Genomic DNA, 22,088 nt, shown 5'->3' with positions numbered 1-22,088 from the left:
CCCAAGGGCAATTGACCCAAGACCAAACGATCTTTCGAGGAGGATTTCATGAAGGACGTCAGTTTCCAGCTTTATAGCGCCCGCAATTTCCCGCCGTTCGCCAATGTGCTCGAGGCACTCGGACAGGCCGGCTACAGCCAGGTCGAAGGCTATGGCGCACTCTATGCGGCGCTCAGCGACGCGGAGATCGCGAGCTTCAAGGAAGGGCTCGACAGCAATGGCCTCGCCATGCCGACGGCGCACTTTGGCTTGGACATGCTCGAAAGCGATCCGGGCCGCGTGCTGGAGATCGCCAAGGCGCTCGGCATCCAGGCGATCTATTGCCCGTACCTGATGCCCGACCAGCGCCCGACGGATGCGGCCGGCTGGCGTGCCTTCGGAGAGCGGCTGCAGAAGGCCGGCAAGCCCTATCGCGATGCCGGGCTGATCTTCGGCTGGCACAACCACGACTTCGAATTCTTTGCCCTTCCTGACGGCAGCATTCCGCAGGACCTGATCTTCGAAGGCGGACCGGATCTTTCCTGGGAAGCCGACATCGCCTGGATCATCCGCGGCGGTGCCGACCCGATCGCCTGGATCAGGAAATACGGCGACCGCATCACCGCCGTCCACGTGAAGGACATCGCGCCCACCGGCGAGAAGAAGGACGAGGACGGCTGGGCCGATGTCGGCGAGGGCACAGTCGACTGGAAAGGCCTGTTCCAGGCGCTCTCAGGAACCAAGGCCCGCTACTTCATTGCGGAACATGACAATCCGAGCGATTTCAAGCGCTTCGCCAAGCGTTCGCTCGCCTCCATCCAATCCTATTGAGAAGCAGGTTCATCCATGACCAAGGAACTTGGCGTCGGCATCATCGGATGCGGCAACATCTCCACCACCTACTTCAAGCTCGCTCCCCTCTTTAAGGGCATCAAGGTCGTCGCCTGCGCCGACATCAACCCGGCGGCAGCCGAGGCGCGGGCAGCCGAATACGGCGTCGAGGCGCAGAGCATCGAAGCGCTGCTCGCCAATCCTGACGTCGACATCGTCGTCAACCTGACGATCCCGGACGCGCACTACCCGGTGTCGAAGGCGATCCTCGAGGCCGGCAAGCACGTCTACTCTGAAAAGCCATTGGTGCTTTCGCTCGAACAGGGCGAAGACCTCAGGGCGATCGCTAGGGACAAAGGCCTTTCCGTCGGTTGCGCACCGGACACCTTCCTCGGCGGCGCGCACCAGCTGGCCCGCAGCACCATCGATGCCGGCAAGATCGGCCGGGTGACGTCTGGCACCTGCCACGTGATGAGCCCGGGCATGGAGATGTGGCATCCGAACCCGGACTTCTTCTTCCTGCCCGGCGGCGGCCCGATCCTCGATCTCGGCCCCTATTACATCGCCAACCTGATCAACCTGATCGGGCCGGTGAAGCGCGTCGCAGCACTGTCCTCCATGGCCAACCCGACCCGCACCATCACCAGCGAGCCACGCAAGGGCGAGGAGATCCCGGTCAAGACCCCGACCAACATCCACGCGCTGCTCGAGTTCCAAAATGGCGCGACGATCACCCTGTCGGCGAGCTGGGATGTCTGGTCGCATCGCCATGCCAATATGGAGCTCTATGGCACCGAAGGCTCGCTCTACGTGCCCGATCCGAACTTCTTCGGCGGCAAGGTGGAGATAAGCGGTCGCGACAGGAACATTGAGCCACTGGAACCCTGGGATCATCCCTTCGGCGTCGAAAACCAGGAGCATCCGCAGGGACCGATGGCGAACTACCGCACCGCCGGCCTAGCCGACATGGCGCAGGCGATCCTTGAAGGCCGCGATGCCCGCTGCTCGCTCGACCGGGCGCTGCACGGCGTCGACGTCATGGTCTCGATCCTGAAATCGGGCGAGGAGGGCCGCTTCATCGAGCTCTCCACCACCTGCACGCAGCCGGCCGCGCTCGGCATCGAGGAGGCGCGGGCGCTGCTGCGGGAGCGGCAAGAAGAAATGTCGGGAAATCGCGTCGCTGCGGCTTCATAGGGGGCAGCCGTCCGGCACGCGCGCCGCGGACCAGGGGGCCCTCTGCAAACTCGGAAGAGAGGCTTCCGGGGGAGAGCTGCACCCCAACCTCCCTCATCCTCGCCCTTGTGGCGGGGATCCAGCGACACGACGTCTGTCGGGTCAAAAGACTATTCAGCCCAAGGACTTGGGCTGGCTGGATTCCTGTGACAAGCACAGGAATGACGGAGATTTTGGCTGGGGCAAAGCTTCCCTCGCGAGCGTTCGGCGATTAGAGATATCTTTGACAGCAAGCTTGGGTTTCCGTGATCACGGAAACCCTTCTCGTTTTGAGGGATGGTAGGTGCATGCCGCCATCCGGATACGGATCGCGGAGGATTGTGCGATGACCTGGCTACCGGCGGAAAACCGCTACGACACCATGAAGTATAACCGCGTCGGCCGCTCCGGCCTGAAGCTGCCGGCGATCTCGCTGGGGCTCTGGCACAATTTCGGCGGTGACACGCCGCATGACCGCAAGGTCGACATGTGCCGCACCGCGTTTGACCTCGGCATTACCCATTTCGATCTCGCCAACAATTACGGCCCGCCTCCGGGCTCGGCCGAGACCGCCTTCGGCGAAATCATGCGCACGGATTTCGCCCATCTGCGCGACGAGCTGATCATCTCGTCCAAGGCCGGCTACGATATGTGGGCCGGTCCTTACGGCGAATGGGGCAGCCGCAAGTACATGATCGCTTCCTGCGACCAGAGCCTGAAGCGCATGGGGCTCGACTATGTCGACATCTTCTATTCGCACCGTTTCGATCCGGACACGCCGCTTGAAGAAACCTGTGGCGCGCTCGACCATATCGTGCGTTCGGGCAGGGCGCTTTATGTCGGCATTTCCTCCTACAATTCGCAGCGCACCCGCGAAGCGGCTGCAATTCTCAAGGATCTCGGCACACCGTGCCTCATCCATCAGCCGAGCTATTCGATGCTCAACCGCTGGATCGAGGACGATGGCCTGATCCACACGCTCGAAGATCTCGGCATCGGCTCGATCGTCTTTTCGCCGCTTGCCCAGGGCATGCTGACGACCAAGTATCTGCAGGGCATTCCGAGCGACAGCCGGGCGGCGCAGAACCACTTCCTCAAGAAGGACTTCATCCGCCCGGAGATCATCGACAACATCCGCAAGCTGAACGGCATCGCCGAAAAGCGCGGCCAGACTCTGGCGCAGATGGCGCTTGCATGGGTGCTGCGCAACGGCCGGATCACCTCGGCGCTGATCGGCGCCAGCCGCTCCGAGCAGATCGTCGATTGCGTCAAGGCGCTCGAAAACGACACGTTTACGGCGGAGGAGCTGGCCGAGATCGATCTCTATGCGCGTGAGGCCCACATCAACCTCTGGGCATCGTCGGCCGAACGCTAATTTCGGCTGAAAACATTGATTTGCCTGCATTTTGGGCAAAATTGCCTGCTTTCCGGCGCATTAGACAAAAGTCGAATAGGTGCCGGAAAGCGCCTTCTGGACATGGTCCGGTGTTTCTGTAAGGTGCTGGAATGCCGGTCGATTGCGACGCCGATTTGCGTCGTTTCGGCAGGTTAACGAGGAGGAGCCACCGTCGCCCGGGAAGGGGCAGGGTGGATTGATGGGTGGTAGCGCTGATCGCGGCCGCCCTTTTGGCGAGAACTAGGGGAGGAACCATGGATCGCCGTTCATTTATCAAAAACGCAAGCCTCGGTGGCTTGGCCGCAGCGGGTGCTGCCGCGCTTGCAACGCCGGCCATTGCGCAGGCAAACCCCAAGATCAACTGGCGCCTGGCATCGTCGTTCCCGAAGTCGCTCGACACGATCTATGGCGGCGGTGAAGTGCTGGCGAAGCATGTGTCGGAAGCGACCGACGGCAACTTCCAGATTCAGGTCTTCGCCGCCGGCGAAATCGTCCCCGGCCTGCAGGCTGCTGACGCGGCGGCTGCCGGTACGGTCGAGGCTTGCCACACGGTTTCCTACTATTACTGGGGCAAGGACCCGACTTGGGCGCTTGGTGCCGCCGTTCCCTTCGCGCTCAATGCGCGCGGCATGAACGCCTGGCACTACCACGGCGGCGGCATCGATCTCTTCAACGAGTTCCTGGGAACCCAGGGCCTCGTCGGTTTCCCCAACGGTAATACCGGCGTGCAGATGGGCGGCTGGTTCCGCAAGGAGATCAAGACGGTCGCCGACATGCAGGGCCTGAAGATGCGCATCGGGGGCTTCGCCGGCAAGGTCGTCGAGAAGCTCGGCGTCGTGCCGCAGCAGATCGCCGGCGGCGACATCTATCCGGCGCTCGAAAAGGGCACCATCGACGCCGCCGAATGGGTCGGCCCCTATGACGACGAGAAGCTCGGCTTCTACAAGGTCGCGCCCTACTACTACTATCCCGGCTGGTGGGAAGGTGGCCCGACGGTCCACGCCATGTTCAACAAGGCGGCCTTCGACGGCTTGCCGAAGAACTACCAGTCGCTGCTGCGCACCGCTTGCCAGGCGACCGACGCGAACATGCTGCAGAAGTACGACTACCTGAACCCGTCGGCGATCAAGCGCCTGGTGGCTTCCGGTGCCAAGCTCAGCCCGTTCAGCGCCGAAATCCTGTCGGCCTGCTTCGACAAGGCGAACGAAGTCTATGCCGAAATGGAAGACTCGAACCCGACCTTCAAGAAGATCTGGGACTCGATCAAGGCCTTCCGCGGCGAGTACTACCTCAACGCCCAGATCGCCGAATACAACTACGACACCTTCATGATGATCCAGCAGCGCGGCGGCAAGCTCTAAGCTTTCGCCTGTTGCTGATGACAAAGGGCCGCTCGCAACGTCTGTTGCGGGCGGCTTTTCGTTTCGGCCGGAGGCCGCCGGCGTCCCGACGACCCTGCATTTCTGATCCCTACGCATGCGCAGGAGGCGCGGCACGGCAGCGGTTTCGTGGTATGGTTGCGGCCTTGATGAAAGGGAGAAGGTGCAATGCCAAGCGAAGGCCAATCGGTCGTGCTCGGTCCCCATCAGGGCCGCCGGTACGACATGGGTGCCATACAGGCTGTCTTCAAAGCCGATCGCCCGGAAACCCTAGGCCGCTTTTCGATCTCGGAATGGTGGCTCGATGCTCGGCATGAAGGACCCGGCGCTCACAAGCACGACGACAATGACGAGATTTTCTACGTCATCGAGGGCACCGCCAGCATCCTGGTCGGCGACACCTGGCACCAGATGGCCAAGGGCTCGCTCTGCGTCATCCCGCGCGGAACGATGCATGATTTCCGCAATGAGAGCGCATCGCGCATGGGTCTGCTCAACGTCTATGTCGGCGGACCGTTCGAGGAGATGATGCCCATGATCGTCGACTGGTATCGCGACAATCCGGCCAAGAGGATCGATTGAGCAAGTGCGTTTGGTGTGGCTGCCCTGAGATTGCTGACAGACCTCGACGATGGCCTGCGGCGATATGCGTGCCCCGTTCTCCCTCATCCTCGCCCTTGTGGCGGGGATCCAGCGATCCGACGTCCGTCGGATCGAAAGACTCTTTTCAGCCCAAGGACTTGGGCTGGCTAGATTCCTGTGACAGGCACAGGAATGGGGGAGAGTGTGGTTTGCGCTCGACCTCCTACAGGCATCGAGTATCGTTGTCGGCAAACGAAAAGGGCGGCCCTTGCGGGGCCGCCCTTATGTTTTGTGTGCCAGCCGTCTTACTTGAACGAAGGCGGCTGGCTGAGGTCGTTTGACGGTGCCGTCTGCGGCTGGGCACCCGTGCCGCCGAACGAAGGCGGCTGGCTGAGGTCGTTCGAGGGCGCGGTCTGCGGCTGGGCGCCGGAGCCGCCGCCCTGATCCGCAGGCTTCTGGTCGAGCGGGCTGCCGCCTGGAAGCTGCAGGCCGCCCGGAAGGCCGAGGCCACCGCCATTGTCCGGAAGCGTCAGGCCACCACCCGGCGCAAAGCCCGGCACCTCGATCTTGATTGTGTTCGGATCGACGCCCGTGCCCGTTCCCTTGTAGTGCATGACCATCTGCGGGAACATGATCGTCAGCGCCACCATCAGGATCTGGATGCCGACGAAAGGCACCGCACCCCAGTAGATCTGCCCGGTCGTGACGGGCTGGATCGTCTTGCCGGTGATTTTGTCGAGATAGGGCACCTTTGCCGCGACCGAACGCAGATAGAAGAGCGCGAAGCCGAAGGGTGGGTGCATGAAGCTCGTCTGCATGTTGATGCCGAGCAGAACGCCGAACCAGATGAGGTCGATGCCGAGCTTGTCGGCGGCGGGCGCCAGGAGCGGCACGATGATGAAGGCGAGCTCGAAGAAATCCAGGAAGAAGGCCAGGAAGAAGACGAGCAGGTTGACGGTAATGAGGAAGCCGGTTTCGCCGCCCGGCATCGCCGTCAGCAGGTGTTCGACCCAGATGTGGCCGTTGACGCCATAGAAGGTGAGCGAGAAGACGCGCGCACCGATCAGGATGAACAGCACGAAGGCCGAAAGCCGGGTCGTTGCCGTGAGCGCCCCGCGCACCACGTCCATGTTGAGACGGCCCTTGGCGGCTGCCATGATCAGCGCACCGACGGCGCCCATCGCACCGCCTTCGGTCGGCGTCGCGATGCCGAGGAAGATGGTGCCGAGGACGAGGAAGATCAGCGCCAAGGGCGGGATCAGCACGATGATGACCTGCTGGGCAAGCCTCGACATCGCATTGATCTTCAGGCCGCGGTCGATAAGCGCGACGACGTAGATGACGATGACGCCGACGGTGCCGCCGAGGATGTCGGCATTCTCGCCCTGGGTCGGGTAGAGATAGACGTGGGCGGCATACGCGATGCCTGCCGCCACCGCCAGCGCAACGGCGAGCGACGTGACGCCGGAACCGAGCGTGCGGGCTTCCAGCGGCAGGGCCGGCATCGAATCGCGCCGGATGAAGGTCATCAGCAGGATGTAGACCATGTAAAGGCCGGTCAGCACGAGGCCCGGGATCAGGGCGCCGGCGTACATGTCGCCGACCGAGCGGCCGAGCTGGTCGGCAAGAACGATGAGCACGAGCGACGGCGGGATGATCTGGGCAAGCGTGCCCGAAGCCGCGATGACGCCCGAGGCGACCTTCCGGTCATAGCCGTAGCGCAGCATGATCGGCAGCGAGATCAGGCCCATGGCGATGACCGAGGCGGCAACGACACCGGTGGTGGCTGCGAGCAGCGCGCCGACGAAGATGACCGCATAGGCAAGACCGCCGCGGATCGGGCCGAAGAGCTGGCCGACGGTGTCGAGCAGGTCTTCGGCCATGCCCGATTTCTCGAGCACGATCCCCATGAAGGTAAAGAACGGGATGGCGAGCAATGTGTCGTTTGACATCACCCCCCAGAACCGGTCCGGCAGTGCATTGAGCAGCGGCCAGGAAAGATTGATCGAGTCCGACAGCGGCGCGAGCTCGACGCCGATGATGAAGAACAGCAGGCCGTTGGCGGCGAGCGAGAAGGCGACCGGGTATCCCAAGAGCAGGAACACGATCAGCGACGCGAACATGATCGGCGCCAGGTTTTCAGCAATGAATTCGATCATGGACGGGTCTCCGGAGACACGACATCGTCAAGCGGCGCATGGGTCGGCACATAGGGTGTCGGGTCTTCCATGTTTCCGGTCATGATCGCGATCTTCTTGATGATTTCCGACACACCCTGGAAGGCGAGCAGCAGGAAGCCGACCAGCAGGATGGCCTTGGCCGGCCAGATGATCAGGCCGCCGGCCGAGGAGGAGACCTCGCCCGAGACGTAGGACATCTTCACGTAGGGGAAGAGGTAGTAGAGCACCAGGAGAACGAAGGGCATCAGGAACAGCAGGTGTCCGAGCAGATCGATCCAGTGCTGCACGCGACGCGAGAACTGGCCGTAGACAACGTCGATACGGATGTGTTCGTTCTGGCTGAGCGTGTAGGCGGCGGCAAACATGAAGGCGGCGCCGAACAGGTACCATTGCGCCTCAAGCCAGGCGTTCGACGACATGTTGAAGATTTTTCGGATCACGGCATTGCCGGCGCTGACGAGCACTGCCGCCAGGATCAGCCATGAAACGCTCTTTCCGATGAATTCCGTGATCGTGTCTATTAATCGGCTGAAGCCGAGCAAAGCTCTCATCGATTTCCTCCCCGCGATGGCTCTTATGGTTCTTGTGCCAAGCACAGCCAGAGTGCCGATTTCAAGCGCGCGTTCAAGTCCGAGGTACGATTTTCCCGTGTAGTTCGGCCGCCTCCGACTAAAGTAGAATAAGCTGTCCCGGCGCTCTGCCCATTGTTTGTGCAAACCCGTACCGCTTCATCGGTCTGAGCATGAGCGGACGGTTCTGCGCAGGTGGTCAGCTGTGCGAATCGGTGTGGAAAGACGGCCATAGAGAGGTGCTTGAACGTCTTACTGCAACGTTGCAGTCTTGAAATCGTATGATTTTTGAGATCGGATGTGCGCACCAACGGAGGACGCCGAAACCCATGACTGCCATGATCCGCAACCCGATCCTGAAGGGGTTCAATCCGGACCCTTCGATCTGCCGCGTCGGCGACGATTACTACATCGCGACCTCCACCTTCGAATGGTATCCGGGCGTGCAGATCCATCACTCGCGCGATCTGGTGAACTGGCGGCTCGTGCGTCGGCCGCTGGAGCGGGCAAGCCAGCTCGACATGCGCGGCAACCCGGATAGCTGCGGCGTCTGGGCGCCGTGCCTGTCCTACAACGACGGGCTGTTCTGGCTGGTTTACACAGACGTCAAGCGCTTCGACGGCAACTTCAAGGACGCGCACAACTACATCGTCACGGCGGAAGCGATCGAGGCGACCTGGTCGGATCCGGTCTACGTCAATTCCTCCGGATTCGATCCGTCGCTCTTCCACGACGACGATGGCCGCAAGTGGTTCCTCAACATGCAGTGGAACCACCGCACCGAGAGTTTCGGCGGTTCGCCCAAGCATCCGGCTTTCGACGGCATTTTGCTGCAGGAGTGGGACGAACGTACACGCAAGCTCGTCGGTCCGGTGAAGAACATCTTTGCGGGCTCGGCGCTCGGCCTGGTCGAAGGGCCGCATCTCTTCAAACGCAATGGTTGGTACTACCTGACGACGGCGGAAGGTGGCACCGGATATGATCATGCCGTGACCATGGCGCGGTCGCGCACGATCGATGGTCCCTACGAGATGCATCCGGATACCTACCTGATCACATCAAAGGATCACCCGGAGGCGCCGCTGCAGCGCGCCGGCCACGGACAATATGTCGAAACACCTGATGGTCAGGCCTATCACACGCATCTCTGCGGCCGGCCGCTGCCGCCGCAGCGTCGCTGCACGCTCGGCCGCGAGACGGCGCTGCAGAAATGCGTCTGGCGCGACGACGGCTGGCTCTATCTCGAAAGCGGCGGCCCGGTGCCGGAAGTGCTCGTGCCCGCTCCAGTTCAGGTCGAGCGGATACCGGCAGCGACCGTCGTAGAGACGGATTTCAACGACAGTGCGCTGCCGATCGAGTTCCAGTGGCTGCGCACACCGCAGCCGGAGCGGATCTTTTCGCTCGAATGGCGGCCCGGGCATCTCCGGCTCTTCGGGCGCGAGAGCATGGGCAGTTGGTTCGAGCAGGCGCTGGTCGCCCGCCGACAGGAACATCACGCCTTCCGCGCCGAGACGACGGTGGATTTCAAGGCCGAAACCTATCAGCAGGTCGCGGGCCTGACGCAGTACTACAATCGTCACAAATTCCACGCGCTCGGCGTGACGTGGCACGAAACGCTCGGGCGTGCGCTGACCATTCTCTCATGCCCCGGCGATTTCCCGCATGGCCGGCTGGAGTTCCCTGTCGGCAGCGGCATCGCCATTCCGGATGGGCCGATCGACCTTGCCATGGAGATCCGCGACAACGATCTGCAGTTCTTCTGGCGGGAGGCGGGTGCCGAGGATTGGCGCGCGATCGGCCCGGTTCTCGATGCGGGCGTCGTTTCGGACGAGGGCGGCCGCGGCGAGCATGGCTCGTTCACCGGTGCTTTTGCCGGGATGTTCGCCTTCGACACGTCGGGGGGCGGCAAGCCGGCCGATTTCGACCATTTCCGCTACGTCAGCCTCGCAGCAGATTGATGATGGCACATTAGAGATATGGAATAAGCGACGGATATCATTGCATATTTGTAATGTAGAGTTTCATATTCGGTTCAGGAGGCGGGGCCTATTTTCCGGGTGCAGACAACGAAAGGACACCCGAATGAAACGTCTCCTGATCGCGCTCGTCGCCAGCTCCGTTCTGATCGCGCCGGTCGCGGCACTTGCCCAGCCGGCAGGATCCTTCGAGGTGGCGCAGAACTATGACCGCTCCCGCCGCCCAATCGACCGGAATGGCGATCGCCAGATGGATCGTCACGTCGACCGCCACGTCGACAAGCACGTCACGATCGAGAAACGGGTGATCGTCAAGAAGAAGGAACGCTGGGCGCGCGGCCATCGCCTGTCGCCGGCCGACCGCCGCCACATGGCCCAGGTGCGCGACTATCGCTATTACAAGCTGCGTCCGCCGCCGCGCGGCCAGCAGTGGGTGCGGGTCGACAACGACTTCCTTCTGATCAGCCTTGCAACCGGCGTCATCGTCGGCCTGGCGACGGCACGGTGAGGACAATCTTCTGGCCAGGGGCGGCGGTTGCGCCGCCGCTGGCCAGCAATAGCATTTCTATCATTCTGAGGATGCCCCCGGACGCCCGGCGCCGACCAAGACTTCGCGACCCGGCCGCACTATGTCGGCGAGATCAGCCAGGCGGGTCCGCTCGTCAGAACCGGCAAGATGGGCCTCTGGTGGTCCGCGGTGCCGAAGGAGCAATGGCCGCGCGACCCTGGCTTCCTGAAGGCTGTCGGTCCCTATATCGATCCGGTCTGGGGCGACCGACGCCAGGAGATCGTCTTCATCGGCGCCGATCCGATGGATGAGGCAGCACTTCGCGCCGAACTCGACGCCTGCCTCATCGCCGACGAAGCCTTCCAACCAGAGCGCTGGCGCGATCTCGCCGATCCCTTCGCCAACTGGTCGCCGCGGGCCGCCTGATGGCAGAGGCCGCGCCAATTCCGCGTCGGCCGCGCTTCATGTGCATGGCGCTCAACACCGCCGGGCGGCCGGTGCCGATGTTCGATCCGTTCTTAGGGGAAACGGCTGGGGAGGAAGAGGCATTGGAACCCTCATCTCTGTGCTTGTCACAGAGATCCAGCCGCCGTGCGTCGGCACGGCGAAAGGAATGCTGGGCGCCTGGAGTTTTCTCGCGCCGCCGACGCGGCGCGGCTGGATTCCTGTGACAAGCACAGGAATGAGGGAGGTTTTTGCGGCTGTTGCACTTCACAAGCGCCTCTTCGAGTCTTGTTTGCCCCTTCACTTGGCGCGCACCGCTACCGTTCCGAGGGTCGGCGAGTATTCCCGCTCTCCGAACAACATGCCTTCGATCTCGCCCATTGGCTAGCCAGAAGAAACCCTTGGCCCTGAGCACGCCCGGCCAGGAGCGATTGAGAAAAGCCTGGAAGCGCATGGGATCGAGAGGCCGGCGGGCGCGATAGACGAAGGAGTGGATGCCGTATTCTTCGGTCTCGGGAACATGATCCTTGAAACCGTTGAGCTCCTTGTACCAGAGCGGGTGCTGCTCAGCCTTGATGATGTCAAAGCGGCCGGTTCCGAGCACGTCGCGAAGCGCCACCTTGCCGAAGTCGGTTTGGATCAGCTGAGCATCGGGATTAAGGCTGACGATGATCTTGCGGGCGGCGTCCAGCTGCTCGGGCGTGGCGGTGCCGATCTTGTTCAAAACGACGACATCGGCGAATTCGATCTGCTCGACAAGCAAGTCGACGAGCGTGCGTGTATCGCCTTCACCCGCCGTCTCACCGCGATCGGCAAGGAAATCGAGCGAGGAATAGTCCGCGATCAGGTTCACGGCATCGACGACGGTGACCATCGTGTCGAGGCGCGCGACATCGGCCAGGCTCTCGCCGTCCTCGTCGCGAAAGTCGAAGGTGGTGGCGACGGGCAGGGGCTCGGAAATGCCGCTCGATTCGATCAGCAGATAGTCGAAGCGGTTCTGTTCGGCGAGGTTGCGGACCTCCTTCAGCAGATCCTCGCGCAGCGTGCAACAGATGCAGCCATTGGTCATTTCCACCAGCTGCTCTTCCGTGCGCGAGAGGCCGGCGCCGCCGTCGCGCACCAGCGCCGCGTCGATGTTGACTTCGCTCATGTCGTTGACGATGACGGCGACGCGCAGGCCGTCGCGGTTGGAAAGCACGTGGTTGAGCAGCGTCGTCTTGCCGGCGCCGAGGAAGCCGGAGAGAACGGTAACGGGAAGCTTTTCCATCGATTGTTTCCTTTATGTTATATCGTTACGATTGTTGCGGGTAAAAAAGGCGAGCACGATCGCCCGCTTCAGCCTGCTGACAAAGCCGCCTCCGATCGGGAGGGCCCGCCGATGAAGGAAGGTCAACACCTCCGTCATTCCTGTGCCTGTCACAGGAATCCAGCTGGCCCAAGTCCTTGGGTCGAAAGAGTTTTTTTACCCGACGGACGTCGGGTCACTGCATCCCGCCACAAGGGCGAGGATGACGGAGTGTGGGATAACCGCTCGCAAGCATGCCATCTCACGCTTTGCCAGCGGAGCGAGGCGGGCGCTCCCCACATTCGAGAGAAGCGAACGCCCGCCTTTGCCGTCTTGGGAGGACGGATCAGCTTGCCGAGGCGAGGCAGGTTTTCAGCGATGTGCCGATGTTTTCCATCAGCTGGAAGTAGAGATCCGGGCCGGCGTCGAGCGTGCCGGCTTCCGGGTCGAGCGTGCCGGATTTCGCCGGCGTTCCTTCGATCACCACATTGATCAGCTTCGGCTCGAACTGCGGCTCGGCAAAAACACAGGTCGCACCTAGCTCCTTGATCTTGGCATGGATCTGGGAAAGTCGCTCGGCGCCCGGCAGCACTTCCGGGCTGACCGTGATCGAGCCGGCGACGCGGACCTTGTAGCGGTGCTCGAAATACTGATAGGCATCGTGGAAGACGACGAAGGGCTTGTCTTTCACCGGCGCGACCGTTTCGGCAAGCTTTGCATCAAGGTCGTCCAGCCGCTTGTTCAACGCCTCAAGATTGGCCTTGTAGGCGCCGGCATTGTCCGGATCGGCTTCGGCGAGCGTCTTCTCGATCTCGGCAGCCATCGCCTTGGCATTCACAGGGTCGAGCCACATGTGCATGTCGGTATCGCCGTGGCCGTGCTCATGATCATGGCCGTGATCGTGCCCGGCGGCCGCTTCCGGCGCTGCGGCGTCATCATGCTCCGTTTCGCCTTCCGCATGCTTGTGGCCTTCGTCGCCGTGTCCTTCATCGCCATGGTCATGCGCCTCAAACGCGCCACCCTCGCGGAATTTCAGCTTCTCGAGGCCTGGCGCTTCGCTGAGTTCCACCACCTTGGCGCTGCCACTCAGCGCGTCGAGCGGCTTGTCGAGGAAGGCTTCAAGGCCGGGGCCGACCCAGAAGACCACCTTTGCCGCCTGCAGGGCAGAGGCGTTGGAAGGTTTCATGTTGTAGGTGTGCGGCGAAGCGGCGCCCTCGACAATCAGCGACGGTTCGCCGACGCCCTGCATGATCGAGGCGACGAGGGAGTGGATCGGCTTGATCGAAACCACCACATTGGGACCGGCCGCGATGGCCGGTGCGGCGAGAAGCATGGTGGAGGCAAAAAGCAGGGCGGAAGTCGATTTCATCGGGTTCTCCGGGCTTGAATGGCGCGCCTGGCCCTATCGACCGGGCACGCTGTCGGGCATGCAAAGCATCGATGCAACAGGCCATTGAAGGGCTTGAAGCAATCATGTAATGTTATTACATCAATTGCGTTATGCTATAACGTGTGCGATAGCCAGTGGCAACCATCCAATCCGGAATTTTTTCATGCTGAATTTCCGCTCCCCAGACACGCTGCCGTTGGTCAATATCAGCAATGCCGGTGTGCGCCGCAACGGCCGCTGGCTGGTGCGCGGCGTCGAATTCTCGATCAGCCCGGGCGAGATCGTCACGCTGATCGGGCCGAACGGCTCGGGCAAATCGACGACGGCAAAGGCGGCGATCGGCGTGTTGAAGCCGGATGAGGGCTATGTCGAGCGCAAGCCGGGCCTGAAAGTCGGCTACGTGCCGCAGAAGCTCGCCGTCGACTGGACACTGCCCTTGACGGTCGAGCGGCTGATGACGCTGACCGGCCCCTTGAAGGGCAGGGAGATCGAGGAAGCGCTTTCGGCGACCGGCGTGCTGCATCTGGCGAAAGCTGAAGTCCAGCATCTGTCGGGCGGCGAGTTCCAGCGGGCGCTGCTTGCCCGTGCCATCGCCCGCAAGCCCGACCTGCTGGTGCTGGACGAGCCGGTGCAGGGCGTCGATTTCAGCGGCGAGATTGCGCTTTACGAACTGATCAAACAGATCCGCAACCGCACAGGCTGCGGCATCCTTCTGATTTCGCACGACCTGCACATCGTCATGGCCGAGACCGACACGGTCGTCTGCCTGAACGGCCACGTCTGCTGCCGCGGTACGCCGCAGGCCGTCAGCCAGAGCCCGGAATACCAGAAGCTCTTCGGTAGGCGGGCGGCCAATACGCTTGCGGTCTACAGCCACCATCACGACCATACCCATCTGCCCGATGGTCGGGTGCTCCATGCCGACGGATCGATTACGGAACATTGCTTCCCTGGCGACGGCCACCACCACGACGACGAGGAAAACGTGCACGACCACGGCGAGGATTGCGGGTGCGGCCACCATACGCGGCTGCATGGTTACGACATGAAGGAGAAGCGCGATGCTTGACGATTTCTTCGTGCGCGCGCTGATCGCCGGTATCGGCATTGCCGTCATGGCCGGGCCACTCGGCTGCTTCGTCATCTGGCGGCGCATGGCCTATTTCGGCGACACCATGGCGCATTCGGCGCTGCTCGGCGTGGCGCTGTCGCTGCTTCTCGAGCTCAACCTGATGCTCAGTGTCTTTATCGTCGCGGCCGTCGTCTCGGTACTGCTCCTCTTCCTGCAGCGGCGAGGGGCGCTTTCAACCGATGCGCTGCTCGGCATTCTCTCCCATTCGGCGCTCTCCTTCGGCCTCGTCATCGTCGCCTTCATGACCTGGGTGCGCATCGATCTCGTCGGCTTCCTCTTCGGCGACATTCTGGCTGTCTCCGAATCCGACATCGACATCATCTGGGGCGGCGGCATTCTCGTCATCTTCGCCATCGTCTATCTCTGGCGGCCGCTCTTGGCGTCCACCGTCAATCCGGAACTCGCGGAAGCCGAGGGGCTGAAGCCTGAGCGCACGCGGCTCTTCTTCATGCTGTTGATGGCGCTTGTCATCGCGATCGCCATGAAGATCGTCGGCATCCTGCTGATCACCTCGCTGCTGATCATCCCGGCCGCGACCGCAAGGCGCTTCTCGACCTCGCCGGAGGTGATGGCGGTTCTCGCATCCGTCATCGGTGCGCTCGCGGTGACCGGCGGACTTTTCGGCTCGCTGCACTGGGATACGCCATCGGGACCGTCTATCGTCGTTGCTGCGGTTGGGCTTTTCGTTCTGAGTCTGCTACCGATCGGCCGCCGCCCGGTTGAGGCAGCGCATCATTCCACGCCCGGAGGACACCACTGATGGCGACGCCGCAACTGACCAAGAACCAGACATTGGTGATGGATGCGCTCAGCCATTCCGAAGGGCCGATGAGCGCCTACACGATCCTCGACAAGCTGCGCGATCATGGTTTTCGTGCGCCGCTGCAGGTTTATCGCGCGCTCGACAAGCTGCTCGAATACGGCCTCGTGCACCGGCTGGAGAGCCTGAACGCCTTCGTCGCCTGTAGCTGCCCGCATGATCACGAGCACGACCACGGCGTCACCGCCTTCACCATCTGCGAGGGCTGCGGCCAGGTGACGGAGTTTCATGACGAGGCGATCGAGCAGCGGCTTTCGACGCTGACGCGGGCGCAGAACTTCAAGACCGAGAAGACCACGATCGAGATCCGCGGCCATTGCCAGAGCTGCGTGTAAGTTCGGTCCCGCCAATCAGGGCGGACCGCCTTTTCGGATTGGCCTGGGGTTCAATCCAGCCGGGTGAGATCGGAGGCGTAGCGCCGCCAGTTCTTGACGTAGTGCGCTGCCGAGCGCTTCAGCCCTTCAACAGCAGCGTCGTCCAGCGTGCGGATCGCCTTGGCCGGCGCGCCGACGATCAGCGAATTGTCCGGAAACTCCTTGCCCTCGGTCACCAGCGCATTGGCACCGACCAGGCAGTTGCGGCCGATTTTGACGCCATTCAGCACGGTCGCTCCCATGCCGATCAGCGAGTTCTCGCCGATGGTGCAGCCGTGGATGATGGCGCCATGGCCGATGGTGCAGCCTTCGCCGATCGTGACCGGGAAGCCCGGGTCGACATGGATGACGACGTTTTCCTGGATATTGGTGCGGGCGCCGAGCCGGATCGGCTCATTGTCGCCGCGCAGCGTCACGCCGAACCAGATGCCAACCTCGTCGCCAATCTCGACCTGTCCGATGACGTTGGCATCCGGGGCTACCCAGTAGCCGCCGTTCGGCGGGGTCTGCGGGCGAAGCGATCCAAGGGCATAAAGCGGCATCGGCAGGTATCCTTCATGTCGTCTGAAATGATGCAATGCCAGGAAGAGCGCGTTATGCCGCTCCTGGCACGGCGCTCTAGAGAACTGTAACCGCAAGCGCCGCGACGCCGTCGACGCCGCAGGTGACCTGGTCGCCGCGCACGACGGCACCAACGCCCGAGGGCGTGCCGGTCATGATGACGTCGCCGGGAGCCAGCGTGAAGAGCTTGGAGAGCTCGGCGATCACTTCCGGCACCTTCCAGATCATCTGATCGAGATCGCCCTGCTGGCGCATTTCGCCATTCACCTTCAGCCAGATATTGCCGTTGACCGGATGGCCGATCGCTTCGGCCGGCGCGATCGCCGAGACCGGAGCGGAATGTTCGAAGGCCTTGGCGGCAGCCCAGGGCTTTCCGGCCTTCTTGGCCTCGGCCTGCAGGTCGCGGCGGGTGAAGTCGATGCCGACGGCATAGCCGTAGACGCAATCCAGCGCGTCCTCGACGGCGATGTCGCTGCCGCCGCGCTTCAGCGCCACGACGAGTTCCACCTCGTGATGGACGTCGGCGGTCAGCGGCGGATAGGGGAAGGCGCTACCGGCGGCAAGCAGGTTGTCCGGATTCTTCTGGAAGAAGAACGGCGGTTCGCGATCCGGATCGTGCCCCATCTCGATGGCGTGGGCAGCATAGTTGCGGCCGACGCAATAGACCCGGCGAACCGGAAAGCCGACCAGACTGCCTGAGATCGGCAGCAGCACGGGAAGCGGAGGAGGGATGATAGTTTCCATGATCGTCCGGTCTTGGGCGTCCATCGGTCTCAACGGACAGAAAGATCGCTGCGCGTTTGATAGGCGCTCGCCGTCGACCGAGTGCGGTTTCGAGCGAGGCAGGGAAGAATCCGGACGTTACTGCATAAATCCGCGAATCGGAATCGATCCGATGAAAAATAAGACGAAGGTTTGAGAAGGATTTTGGGACTAAAGCGCGCCCGGATGGGCGCGCGAGATCACGGCAGCCGAGAGGATGCCGTGAGCGGCAAACTCAGGCGCAGTGTGCGTAGGCCTGAAGCTGATCGCGGGTCAGGAACCTGCCGTCGGAACGCGAATTGAGCTCCGGATGGCTGTATTCGAGACTGGGAACTTGGGGAAGCTCAAGGGCCTGGCGCACCGTCATGATACCGACGTCACGGCGGCCACCTTCACGCTTCACGCTGACTTCAACGATGCGATAGAGATTGCTCTCGCTCATATGTTCTCTCCCGTATATCGTTTTCTATCGTTTTTTTTTAATTCCCTTGCGGGGAATAAAGCGCTCCGAAATTGGTTTTTGTGAGGCACCTCAGAATATAGCCGGAAGAAGTGAAGGCTTCACGACAGAAATCGGGCCGTTTCTGGAAAAATCATGCATGATTGGGCGATAATGCGCCGAGATGATGCGGTTTTTGGGCAAATGCCCGGTATCTGAGCCGTTCGTCGACGGGTATTGGGGTCTGCGGCTTCAACTAAAACGTCATCTTGCGCCCGCCGCTGGCGAGCGTGCGCCGCTTCGTGCGGCGGGATACGGTCCGGCGCGGTTGCGCCTCAGTGAGCGTCCAGTTCGGCCTCTTCGGCAGCCGATATGAACAGCGTTCGCGCCTCCTCGGCCGTGCGGCGACCATCGATTGCGGCGCGGCAGGCACTGCGGGCGGCAACATAGAACGGCCCGCGGCGGGGCCAATGGTCGGCAAGGCAGGCGAGCGCGTCTGAGGGGCCTTTCACGGTGCGGCACATGCCGCCAACAAAGTCGAGCTCGATCGGCTGTTTCCAGACTACTTGCATGCGTCTCCTCCTCGAGATCATCTCAATGAATGTCGGCACTGCGGCTGTCGGCCCCCTGGCTCCTCTCAAGCGGCATCGACAGTCGATCTTGCTAATGTAGCGCAGGAGGAGGGATTTGTAAGCAGCTTTTCCGTGTTTGATCAGCGCGCTGCACGCGCTGGCGGCGTGCGGCGATGGCCGAAAAGGACGCCACGACCCTAAAGGGAGACGTCGTGCCGCAGGCGCTCGGCAAAGGCGCGTCCTGCAAGAAGCAGGTGCATCTCGTTGGTATTGCCGGCAAGGTAGTCGTCGATCAGCATGCGGGCATGGCGCCGCGCCCGTTCGCCGTCGCGTGCCCAGCCCTGTTCCCGGCAAAGCTCGTCGAAGACACGTTGCAGCCTCTCCATGTCACCCTTCGACAGGGCAAGGCATTGTGTCGCTCGCAAAGGGGCCACCTGTTCCTCCCGCAGCACCCATTTCCCCCCCCGGCACTATGGCAGAACGCAAGCGAATTTGACCCCTTGGGAATGAGGGGTTCCAGTGGTCTAGCGATTAATCGGAGATCGGCTATCAGGCCGCGGGCACGACGCGGTCGACCTTGGTGCGGCGACCGCCTTCCTCGATGCGATAATAGTCGGGGCCGATCTGCGCATACTGGTCGCAGCGCCGCCCGCCGTCCTCGAAGGTGATGCAAACCTCGTCGCCAGTGATCGTGTAGCTGCCGCCGTCGCGCACCTCGTAGTCGCGATAGCCGTAGCGGCCGTCGGCGTAGAAAGTGGAATTGACGCCGTTGAGGTTGTAGCGCAGCGTCTTTCCGACGAGGAAGGCCTGGAGCGCGTCGCCGGAAAGCGTCGGTACGGAGGGGGCAGCCGGTCTCGGCCTTGCGACTTCAGGCGCCTCCAACTCCATCGACTGGCATCCGGCCAAGAGAAGCGTGAGCAGTGCCGCGATCGCGCGTTTCATGCCGTCCGTCCTTTTTCCTGTCAACTGTATCGATACAGGGGGCACTGCCTTACCGTGCAAATCCTTAGTTCGGAATCGATTGATGGGCGAAACTAGGGAGCAGGTTCCTGGACAGCGACCGCTGGCATCTCGATAGACGCGCGGCGCTGTAATCGCCTTCGGTCGCTTCTGTCAAGTCCAGGAAGCGGTGGTGACGGCGGATCGCGTCACGCGTCGTGCCGCGCGGGCGGGCCTGCGAAGTAGAGAAAGAGATTGGCGGACGCCTGCGCGCCGGCCATCGCCGCTTCGCCAAAAGAGCTCGCATCCGTTTCGTTCTGCCAGGCGGCCTTGAGATCGGCGAGGCAATTGGCGATGGAATCGACGATCGCCTGTTTGTCTCCGGCCTGCATGACGAGAGCCGCGACCGTCGCATTCAGGATCGAGAGTTGCCCGAGCCGGGCCGCGTCGCCATGGAGGCGCAGCTCTTCATTGCTCATTTCGTCCGGGGATTTCGACATCGCGTGATTCCTTCGCTTGCTGGTTGCGGCGAAAGGCGATCAATTCCCGACGAAGAAGGCAAGTTGGCCGGAGTTCGGCAAGCGGTTCGGTCCGGCGTTGGTTCTTCGAATACAGGCAGGCGGCCTTCGCCGCCTGCCTCACCCAAAAGGGGTATCTCAGAAGATGCTGCCGGCCACTGCCGCGGCAACCGTGGCGGCCAGCGCCGCCAGAAGGAACGCTGCCCCTATGACGGTCGCTATTGTCCGCCGGCGCCGTGCGCCGCTCCAATCGTAGCTCATGTCTTCGCTCCGACGACGATCATGTCAAAGCGGAACAATCGGAGATTCTGCTTAACAAAATGGAAACCAGATTGCCGGCGGGGGGACCGGAGGGCGAGCGCTCCTCGCTGAGGCGCTCTGCCGCGGCTGGAGTGGTGATCCCATCAGCTCCGCATCGAGCGGAGTTCTGGGAAGTCGTACCAGCGCAGTCGCTTGTCGCTGCAGCGGGAATCGTACGAGCTCGAGTCGACGATCTTCCCATCGCGCAAGGCATAACCGCCGACCTGCAATACCTCCTGGATCCGGGTTTCCCTGAAGCGGACACAGAAGGCGTAGATCTTGGCTTCGGGACTGAGCAAGACCACACTCGATATCTCGGCCATCTTGAACTGGGCGCCCTTGGCGTCGATGGCCCGCATCACTGCAACATACTCCTTGCGCACCGCTGCCGACGGCGGTTTTTGCGACGCCACAACGGAGTCCGGCGCCGGCGGCTGGCAGCCCGAAAGCGCAAGAGCAGCCAGTGCGAGAGAGAGGTATTTCAGCATTCGTTGTTCCCCATGTGTCGTTGCCGCGCAGGTTGTACCCGGCGCGTCGTGCGGCTGCAATATCAATCGGATAGGGGCCGTCATGCGGCTATCACCGCATTGCAGGGGGGCGAGAATCGGGGGCTGGGCCGTGTCGTTCGACACGGTCTCGCATTCTTCGGCGTTGCGCTGTATAAGGCGCCGTCCCATCTGGGGGCTTTGGCGCCAATCGGGCGCCAGTGCTGCAAATCTGCCGTGAGTGCTACAGTGTAGCGCCGGCGCGCAAAACCAGAATAACGAGAGCTGATCGAGCATGGCAGAAGGCCGCGCACAGCCCGGAAATCCGGGCAACCGTCACTATTTCAACGCACCGGTCTTTGCCGTGGCGCCTATGATCGATTGGACGGACAGGCACTACCGGTTCTTTGCGCGGCAACTGTCGCGGCATGCGCTGCTCTATACCGAGATGATCGTCGCCGATGCGATCCTGCGCGGCGACAAGCAGAAGCTGCTTGGCTTTGATGCTTCCGAGCGTCCGGTCGCGCTTCAGCTTGGCGGCAGCGATCCCCGGAAGATGGCGGAAGCGGCTGTTATCGCCGAAGACTTCGGCTACGACGAGATCAACATGAATGTCGGCTGCCCGTCGGACCGGGTGCAATCCGGCACCTTCGGCGCCTGCCTGATGCAGGAACCGGAGACGGTGGCTGCCTGCGTTGCGGCGATGAAGGCGGCGGTGAAGATCCCGGTCACGGTCAAATGCCGCATCGGCGTCGACGATCAGGACCCGGAAGTGGCCTTGCGAGCACTGGTTTCGCGGGTCGTCGACGCTGGCACGGATGCCGTCTGGGTGCATGCGCGCAAGGCCTGGCTGCAGGGCCTGAGCCCGAAGGAGAACCGCGAGATCCCGCCGCTCGACTATGGTCTCGTGCATCGGCTGAAGCAGGAAAATCCCAATCTTTTCATCGGCATCAATGGCGGCCTTCAAACGTTGAGTCAGGCGCTTGAGCAGTTGCAGCATCTGGATGGCGTGATGCTCGGCCGTGCGGCCTATCACGACAGCGCCATGCTGACGGCGGCGGATGGGCATTTCCCGCATCCGCTGACCGGGGCGGCGCCGGTGATGCAGGAAGCCAACGCCTTCTCCGAGCGCGGCCATCGCTTCGATCTCGATTTCTGGGCGGATGTTCGTGACGTGATGGCGGACTACGCCGCCGCGCATATCGCCAATGGCGGCCGCCTGATCCATGTGACGCGCCATATGATCGGTCTGTTCCAGGGGTGGCCGGGCGCGCGGCGCTATCGGCAGTTGCTTTCCGCCGACGCGACGCGCAAGGGCGCCGGGCCCGAAGTGATCCACGCTGCCTTCGACGCGGTGTTCGAGGCCATGGCGGCCAAGCAGGCGGCGGAATAGCGTCGGCTGGCGCTTGAAGTTTCTTCCCTCATTCCTGTGCTTGTCACAGGAATCCAGCAGCG

General features: G+C 62.4%; 23 protein-coding genes and 2 pseudogenes. 12 read left to right on the top strand and 13 right to left on the bottom strand.

The genetic code is table 11. The features are described from left to right. The first annotated feature begins 48 nt into the window (after positions 1–48). From ACN9MO_RS08790 to ACN9MO_RS08770, 5 genes are all read left to right on the top strand, one after another. Positions 49–810, top strand: coding sequence for a sugar phosphate isomerase/epimerase family protein (locus ACN9MO_RS08790; protein WP_093232952.1), 762 nt, complete (start codon positions 49–51; stop codon positions 808–810). Positions 811–825: 15 nt separating this feature from the next. Beyond that, positions 826–2,004 (top strand): Gfo/Idh/MocA family protein, encoded by a 1,179-nt coding sequence (locus ACN9MO_RS08785; protein ID WP_093232953.1) that lies wholly within the window; start codon positions 826–828, stop codon positions 2,002–2,004. Positions 2,005–2,368: 364 nt separating this feature from the next. Further along, positions 2,369–3,397: an L-glyceraldehyde 3-phosphate reductase gene (gene mgrA, locus ACN9MO_RS08780; RefSeq protein WP_113133794.1), complete on the top strand. Its 1,029-nt coding sequence runs from the start codon at positions 2,369–2,371 to the stop codon at positions 3,395–3,397. Positions 3,398–3,672: 275 nt separating this feature from the next. Then, a complete protein-coding gene (locus ACN9MO_RS08775; protein WP_057254265.1) occupies positions 3,673–4,779 on the top strand; it encodes a TRAP transporter substrate-binding protein in 1,107 nt (368 codons plus the stop codon). A 186-nt stretch (positions 4,780–4,965) separates the two neighbouring features. Then, a complete protein-coding gene (locus tag ACN9MO_RS08770) occupies positions 4,966–5,379 on the top strand; it encodes a cupin domain-containing protein (RefSeq protein WP_057254267.1) in 414 nt (137 codons plus the stop codon). Between the two features lie 305 nt (positions 5,380–5,684). On the opposite strand, the gene ACN9MO_RS08765 is transcribed toward ACN9MO_RS08770, so the two are convergent. Continuing rightward, positions 5,685–7,538 carry a TRAP transporter large permease gene (locus tag ACN9MO_RS08765; protein WP_057254268.1) on the bottom strand — a complete coding sequence of 618 codons (1,854 nt, stop codon included), beginning with the start codon at positions 7,536–7,538 and terminating at the stop codon, positions 5,685–5,687. Further along, complete coding sequence (locus tag ACN9MO_RS08760) at positions 7,535–8,110, bottom strand: TRAP transporter small permease subunit (RefSeq protein WP_058324212.1); 576 nt, start codon at positions 8,108–8,110, stop codon at positions 7,535–7,537. Before ACN9MO_RS08760 ends, ACN9MO_RS08765 begins: the two co-directional genes overlap by 4 nt. Before the next feature lie 347 nt (positions 8,111–8,457). On the opposite strand from ACN9MO_RS08760, the gene ACN9MO_RS08755 reads away from it, so the two are divergent. The 3 genes and pseudogenes from ACN9MO_RS08755 to ACN9MO_RS08745 form a co-directional block, all read left to right on the top strand. Further along, on the top strand, positions 8,458–10,086 hold the full coding sequence (locus ACN9MO_RS08755) for a glycoside hydrolase family 43 protein (RefSeq protein WP_113133793.1): 1,629 nt from the start codon (positions 8,458–8,460) through the stop codon (positions 10,084–10,086). 124 nt (positions 10,087–10,210) lie between these two features. Next, positions 10,211–10,612: an RcnB family protein gene (locus ACN9MO_RS08750; RefSeq protein WP_058324214.1), complete on the top strand. Its 402-nt coding sequence runs from the start codon at positions 10,211–10,213 to the stop codon at positions 10,610–10,612. Positions 10,613–10,717: 105 nt separating this feature from the next. After that, positions 10,718–11,038, top strand: a pseudogene (locus ACN9MO_RS08745) (GTP-binding protein); the annotation flags it as partial. Between the two features lie 355 nt (positions 11,039–11,393). Here the strand turns inward: ACN9MO_RS08745 and ACN9MO_RS08740 are convergent. Together ACN9MO_RS08740 and znuA are read right to left on the bottom strand one after the other, a co-directional pair. Then, positions 11,394–12,323: pseudogene (locus ACN9MO_RS08740) on the bottom strand (GTP-binding protein); the annotation flags it as partial. A 364-nt stretch (positions 12,324–12,687) separates the two neighbouring features. Further along, positions 12,688–13,710, bottom strand: a complete 1,023-nt coding sequence (gene znuA / locus ACN9MO_RS08735) for a zinc ABC transporter substrate-binding protein ZnuA (RefSeq protein WP_057254278.1) — start codon at positions 13,708–13,710, stop codon at positions 12,688–12,690. 184 nt (positions 13,711–13,894) lie between these two features. On the opposite strand from znuA, the gene ACN9MO_RS08730 reads away from it, so the two are divergent. Genes ACN9MO_RS08730 through ACN9MO_RS08720 form a run of 3 tightly spaced genes read left to right on the top strand, consistent with a single transcriptional unit; the run spans position 13,895 to position 16,018 of the window. Beyond that, the gene (locus ACN9MO_RS08730; RefSeq protein WP_057254279.1) at positions 13,895–14,800 is read left to right on the top strand and encodes a metal ABC transporter ATP-binding protein; all 906 of its coding nucleotides are present in this window, start codon (positions 13,895–13,897) and stop codon (positions 14,798–14,800) included. Then, entirely contained in the window at positions 14,793–15,623 is an 831-nt protein-coding gene (gene znuB, locus ACN9MO_RS08725; protein WP_112995598.1) for a zinc ABC transporter permease subunit ZnuB, read from the top strand. Before ACN9MO_RS08730 ends, znuB begins: the two co-directional genes overlap by 8 nt. Then, positions 15,623–16,018: a Fur family transcriptional regulator gene (locus ACN9MO_RS08720; protein ID WP_057254283.1), complete on the top strand. Its 396-nt coding sequence runs from the start codon at positions 15,623–15,625 to the stop codon at positions 16,016–16,018. The genes znuB and ACN9MO_RS08720 overlap by 1 nt, the downstream gene beginning before the upstream one ends. Before the next feature lie 50 nt (positions 16,019–16,068). Here the strand turns inward: ACN9MO_RS08720 and ACN9MO_RS08715 are convergent, their stop codons facing one another. From ACN9MO_RS08715 to ACN9MO_RS08675, 9 genes are all read right to left on the bottom strand, one after another. Beyond that, positions 16,069–16,599, bottom strand: coding sequence for a gamma carbonic anhydrase family protein (locus ACN9MO_RS08715; protein ID WP_057254285.1), 531 nt, complete (start codon positions 16,597–16,599; stop codon positions 16,069–16,071). Positions 16,600–16,675: 76 nt separating this feature from the next. Further along, positions 16,676–17,362 (bottom strand): fumarylacetoacetate hydrolase family protein, encoded by a 687-nt coding sequence (locus ACN9MO_RS08710; RefSeq protein WP_057254473.1) that lies wholly within the window; start codon positions 17,360–17,362, stop codon positions 16,676–16,678. A 253-nt stretch (positions 17,363–17,615) separates the two neighbouring features. Beyond that, a complete protein-coding gene (locus tag ACN9MO_RS08705; protein ID WP_057254287.1) occupies positions 17,616–17,822 on the bottom strand; it encodes a hypothetical protein in 207 nt (68 codons plus the stop codon). Between the two features lie 332 nt (positions 17,823–18,154). Next, the gene (locus tag ACN9MO_RS08700; protein ID WP_082616090.1) at positions 18,155–18,391 is read right to left on the bottom strand and encodes a DUF982 domain-containing protein; all 237 of its coding nucleotides are present in this window, start codon (positions 18,389–18,391) and stop codon (positions 18,155–18,157) included. 197 nt (positions 18,392–18,588) lie between these two features. After that, positions 18,589–18,777, bottom strand: a complete 189-nt coding sequence (locus ACN9MO_RS08695; protein ID WP_057254289.1) for a hypothetical protein — start codon at positions 18,775–18,777, stop codon at positions 18,589–18,591. Positions 18,778–18,940: 163 nt separating this feature from the next. After that, a complete protein-coding gene (locus ACN9MO_RS08690) occupies positions 18,941–19,333 on the bottom strand; it encodes a hypothetical protein (protein WP_057254290.1) in 393 nt (130 codons plus the stop codon). 206 nt (positions 19,334–19,539) lie between these two features. Then, positions 19,540–19,830, bottom strand: a complete 291-nt coding sequence (locus ACN9MO_RS08685; RefSeq protein WP_058324219.1) for a hypothetical protein — start codon at positions 19,828–19,830, stop codon at positions 19,540–19,542. Positions 19,831–19,986: 156 nt separating this feature from the next. Further along, positions 19,987–20,109 (bottom strand): hypothetical protein, encoded by a 123-nt coding sequence (locus tag ACN9MO_RS08680; protein WP_255570991.1) that lies wholly within the window; start codon positions 20,107–20,109, stop codon positions 19,987–19,989. Between the two features lie 143 nt (positions 20,110–20,252). Beyond that, positions 20,253–20,636, bottom strand: coding sequence for a hypothetical protein (locus tag ACN9MO_RS08675; RefSeq protein ID WP_192494751.1), 384 nt, complete (start codon positions 20,634–20,636; stop codon positions 20,253–20,255). Between the two features lie 292 nt (positions 20,637–20,928). Between ACN9MO_RS08675 and dusA the strand changes: the two genes are divergently transcribed. Then, on the top strand, positions 20,929–22,026 hold the full coding sequence (dusA, locus tag ACN9MO_RS08670; protein WP_057254294.1) for a tRNA dihydrouridine(20/20a) synthase DusA: 1,098 nt from the start codon (positions 20,929–20,931) through the stop codon (positions 22,024–22,026). The last annotated feature ends 62 nt before the right edge of the window (positions 22,027–22,088 follow it).

The sequence above is a fragment of the Ensifer sp. R-19 genome (assembly GCF_049905105.1).
In the GTDB taxonomy this organism is placed as follows: Bacteria; Pseudomonadota; Alphaproteobacteria; order Rhizobiales; family Rhizobiaceae; genus Ensifer.
This window is presented reverse-complemented; position numbering and strand designations above follow the sequence as displayed.

Excerpts from the sequence above, each read along its gene's own strand:
- ACN9MO_RS08675 (WP_192494751.1), bottom strand. The coding sequence starts at position 20,636 with ATGCTGAAATACCTCTCTCTCGCACTGGCTGCTCTTGCGCTTTCGGGC.
- dusA (WP_057254294.1), top strand. The coding sequence starts at position 20,929 with ATGGCAGAAGGCCGCGCACAGCCCGGAAATCCGGGCAACCGTCACTAT.
- ACN9MO_RS08770 (WP_057254267.1), top strand. The coding sequence starts at position 4,966 with ATGCCAAGCGAAGGCCAATCGGTCGTGCTCGGTCCCCATCAGGGCCGC.
- ACN9MO_RS08720 (WP_057254283.1), top strand. The coding sequence starts at position 15,623 with ATGGCGACGCCGCAACTGACCAAGAACCAGACATTGGTGATGGATGCG.
- znuA (WP_057254278.1), bottom strand. The coding sequence starts at position 13,710 with ATGAAATCGACTTCCGCCCTGCTTTTTGCCTCCACCATGCTTCTCGCC.
- ACN9MO_RS08750 (WP_058324214.1), top strand. The coding sequence starts at position 10,211 with ATGAAACGTCTCCTGATCGCGCTCGTCGCCAGCTCCGTTCTGATCGCG.
- ACN9MO_RS08785 (WP_093232953.1), top strand. The coding sequence starts at position 826 with ATGACCAAGGAACTTGGCGTCGGCATCATCGGATGCGGCAACATCTCC.
- ACN9MO_RS08730 (WP_057254279.1), top strand. The coding sequence starts at position 13,895 with ATGCTGAATTTCCGCTCCCCAGACACGCTGCCGTTGGTCAATATCAGC.
- ACN9MO_RS08705 (WP_057254287.1), bottom strand. The coding sequence starts at position 17,822 with ATGAGCGAGAGCAATCTCTATCGCATCGTTGAAGTCAGCGTGAAGCGT.
- ACN9MO_RS08700 (WP_082616090.1), bottom strand. The coding sequence starts at position 18,391 with ATGCAAGTAGTCTGGAAACAGCCGATCGAGCTCGACTTTGTTGGCGGC.
- znuB (WP_112995598.1), top strand. The coding sequence starts at position 14,793 with ATGCTTGACGATTTCTTCGTGCGCGCGCTGATCGCCGGTATCGGCATT.
- ACN9MO_RS08755 (WP_113133793.1), top strand. The coding sequence starts at position 8,458 with ATGACTGCCATGATCCGCAACCCGATCCTGAAGGGGTTCAATCCGGAC.
- ACN9MO_RS08695 (WP_057254289.1), bottom strand. The coding sequence starts at position 18,777 with ATGGAGAGGCTGCAACGTGTCTTCGACGAGCTTTGCCGGGAACAGGGC.
- ACN9MO_RS08760 (WP_058324212.1), bottom strand. The coding sequence starts at position 8,110 with ATGAGAGCTTTGCTCGGCTTCAGCCGATTAATAGACACGATCACGGAA.
- ACN9MO_RS08790 (WP_093232952.1), top strand. The coding sequence starts at position 49 with ATGAAGGACGTCAGTTTCCAGCTTTATAGCGCCCGCAATTTCCCGCCG.
- ACN9MO_RS08715 (WP_057254285.1), bottom strand. The coding sequence starts at position 16,599 with ATGCCGCTTTATGCCCTTGGATCGCTTCGCCCGCAGACCCCGCCGAAC.
- ACN9MO_RS08685 (WP_058324219.1), bottom strand. The coding sequence starts at position 19,830 with ATGTCGAAATCCCCGGACGAAATGAGCAATGAAGAGCTGCGCCTCCAT.
- ACN9MO_RS08690 (WP_057254290.1), bottom strand. The coding sequence starts at position 19,333 with ATGAAACGCGCGATCGCGGCACTGCTCACGCTTCTCTTGGCCGGATGC.
- mgrA (WP_113133794.1), top strand. The coding sequence starts at position 2,369 with ATGACCTGGCTACCGGCGGAAAACCGCTACGACACCATGAAGTATAAC.
- ACN9MO_RS08765 (WP_057254268.1), bottom strand. The coding sequence starts at position 7,538 with ATGATCGAATTCATTGCTGAAAACCTGGCGCCGATCATGTTCGCGTCG.
- ACN9MO_RS08680 (WP_255570991.1), bottom strand. The coding sequence starts at position 20,109 with ATGAGCTACGATTGGAGCGGCGCACGGCGCCGGCGGACAATAGCGACC.
- ACN9MO_RS08710 (WP_057254473.1), bottom strand. The coding sequence starts at position 17,362 with ATGGAAACTATCATCCCTCCTCCGCTTCCCGTGCTGCTGCCGATCTCA.
- ACN9MO_RS08775 (WP_057254265.1), top strand. The coding sequence starts at position 3,673 with ATGGATCGCCGTTCATTTATCAAAAACGCAAGCCTCGGTGGCTTGGCC.